Genomic DNA, 2,496 nt, shown 5'->3' with positions numbered 1-2,496 from the left:
ACTCGATCATGCGCAGTGTCTGCCGGAGCGCGCCCTCGGGGCGGTACTGATCGTCGATGAAGACCGGCAGCACCTGGAGGTTCACCCCGCCCTCGCGCAGCTGCGGCAGCCAGCGCTCGCGGAAGAACGACGCCCACCGGGCAGGGGGTCTGGCGGTGACGGCCATCAGCAGGTCGTTGTGGGTATCGGCGACCACGGAGTCGCGGTGGAGGTCGGCGGACACGGCGGGCCCTTCTGCGCGTACGGCTCTCGTTCGCCACGACGGTATCGGCACTTCACCCCCCGCGCCTCGCGAGGGGGCATGGGTCAGCGCGCGAAGTGGAAGGCGTCCGGGTCCGGGGCGCCGGTGATGCGGCGGTAGGCGGTCGTCGTGCCCGGCCAGTTGTTGGTGACCCGACCGGCCGCGTTCTTGTACCAGCTCGTGCAGCCCGCCTGCCAGACCATGCGCTCCATGGCCGTCTCCAGGCTCCGTCGCCAGGTGGCCATCGTCTCCGGCCTGACCTCCATCGGCCCGTGCGCGACCAGCTGCGGCAGGCAGCCCATGATGTACCGGACCTGGCACTCGATCATGAAGACGATCGAGCTGTGGCCGAGGTTGGTGTTGGGGCCGTACAGCAGGAACAGGTTGGGGAAGTGCGGCACGGCGATGCCCAGGTACGCCTCCGCGCCGTCCTTCCACTCCTCGGCCAGGTGCCGGCCGTCGCGCCCGGTGACCTGGATGGGGACCAGGAAGTCGGAGGTCTCGAAGCCGGTCGCGTAGACGATCGCGTCGGCCTCGCGGAGTCCGGCGGCGGTTTCCACCCCGCCGGGGACGATCCGGGTGATCCGGTCGGTGACGACGTCCACGTTGGGGCGGGTCAGCGCGGGATAGAACTTGCTGTCGGCGACGATCCGCTTGCAGCCGACCGGGTAGTCCGGGGTCAGCTTGGCCCGCAGCACCGGGTCGGGGACCTGGTCGTGCAGGTGTTCCAGGGCGCGCTTGCGGAGCGGGTCGGAGCTCCAGCCTCCGGCCAGGGCCGGGTAGAGGGTGATCTCCGCGTACCGGTAGATCCACTCGCGGTAGGCGCGCTGCAGGAAGGGCACGTAGCGGAAGGCGGCCCTGGCGCCGGAGCCGAAGACGGCGTCCGCCTTGGGGATCACCCAGTTGGGGGTCCGCTGGAAGACGTCCAGGTGATCGGCTACCTCGGCGACCTTCGGGATCAGCTGCGCCGCCGAGGACCCGCTGCCGATCACGGCCACCCGCCGGCCCGTCAGATCGACGGAGTGGTCCCAGCGGGCGGAGTGGAAAGCCGCGCCATTAAACGTCGACATTCCCGGAATGTCGGGCAGTCGGGGCTGGTTGAGCTGTCCCACCGCCGACACCACCACGTCGAACAACTCGTCCCCGGCCGCGGTGCGGACCCGCCACTTCCCCAGCGACTCCTCGAAGGTGGCGGCGACGACCGCGGTGTTCAGCCGGAGGCGGGATCGCACGCCGTACTTGTCGGCGCACCTCTCCAGGTAGCCCAGGATCTCCGGCTGCTCGGGAAAGCGGCGCGTCCAGCTGGAGTACTTCTCGAAGGAGAAGGAGTACAGGTGCGAGGGGATGTCGCAGCCCGCCCCCGGATAGGTGTTGTCGCGCCAGGTGCCCCCGACGTTGTCCCCCTTCTCGAAGATCGTGTACGAGCGGATGCCGGCCTTCTCCAGCTGGATGGCCATGCACAGCCCGCCGAATCCGGCGCCGATGATCGCGATCTTCGGACTCATGCGTACGCCTCCGGGTCGGTGTTGTCGCGGCAGCGGTCCCCGATGCCGGCAAGGATCAGGCGCCGGTAGACGTCCTCAAGCTCCAGTTGCCGCCTGCGTCCACGTCTCCCCAACTCCACACCTCTTCATATGCGACAAGTACTGGAATAAATACTGGAATCCGCTGCTCCCCCATGGGTCAGTATCCACTTACATTAGGTGATCCGTTCGCGCCGGGGAATAGGCCGATAGTCTGCGCGGGTGCCTACGCTTGCCGACATCGTCACAGAGTTGGAATCCCGCTACGACCCACGCTGGGCGGAGTCGTGGGACGCGGTCGGACTCGTCTGCGGAGACCCCGCCGCGGAGGTACGCAGGATCCTGTTCGCGGTCGACCCGGTGGCCGCCGTCGCCGACGAGGCCCTCGACTGGGGCGCCGACCTCATCGTCACCCACCACCCGCTCTACCTGCGCGGCACCACGAGCGTCGCGGCCACCACCTTCAAGGGCCGCCTGATCCACAAGCTGATCAAGAACGATGTCGCGCTCTTCACCGCCCACACCAACGCCGACGTCGCCGATCCCGGCGTCTCCGACGCGCTCGCCCGCGCCGTCGGCCTGACCGGCCCGCTCGTCCCGCTCATGCCCGCGGCCGACGACCCCAGGCGCGGCCTGGTCGGTGTGGAGGCTCCGCCCGCGCCGCCGTACAAGAACTATCTGGCCTGGCTGTCCCGCCAGGACCGCGCCGCCGCGAAGGATGCCTGGGACCGG

3 protein-coding genes are annotated in these 2,496 nt (G+C 69.2%); 1 reads left to right on the top strand and 2 read right to left on the bottom strand.

Annotation, left to right across the window (positions count from 1 at the left end; all coding sequences use genetic code 11):
- Both ABZ260_RS49955 and ABZ260_RS49950 read right to left on the bottom strand, forming a co-directional pair.
- A partial coding sequence (locus tag ABZ260_RS49955; RefSeq protein ID WP_355632695.1) for a membrane dipeptidase occupies positions 1 to 223 on the bottom strand: 223 nt, incomplete at its 3' end.
- An 83-nt stretch (positions 224 to 306) separates the two neighbouring features.
- Positions 307 to 1,746, bottom strand: a complete 1,440-nt coding sequence (locus tag ABZ260_RS49950; RefSeq protein ID WP_355632692.1) for an NAD(P)/FAD-dependent oxidoreductase — start codon at positions 1,744 to 1,746, stop codon at positions 307 to 309.
- 240 nt (positions 1,747 to 1,986) lie between these two features.
- Between ABZ260_RS49950 and ABZ260_RS49945 the strand changes: the two genes are divergently transcribed.
- Positions 1,987 to 2,496: Nif3-like dinuclear metal center hexameric protein (locus ABZ260_RS49945; RefSeq protein WP_355632689.1), on the top strand; the 510-nt coding region annotated here is incomplete at its 3' end.

The organism is Streptosporangium sp. NPDC006013 (assembly GCF_040614275.1).
Lineage (GTDB): Bacteria > Actinomycetota > Actinomycetes > Streptosporangiales > Streptosporangiaceae > Streptosporangium.
This window is presented reverse-complemented; position numbering and strand designations above follow the sequence as displayed.

Coding starts and splice junctions, on each gene's coding strand:
- ABZ260_RS49950 (WP_355632692.1), bottom strand. CDS start 1,746: ATGAGTCCGAAGATCGCGATCATCGGCGCCGGATTCGGCGGGCTGTGC.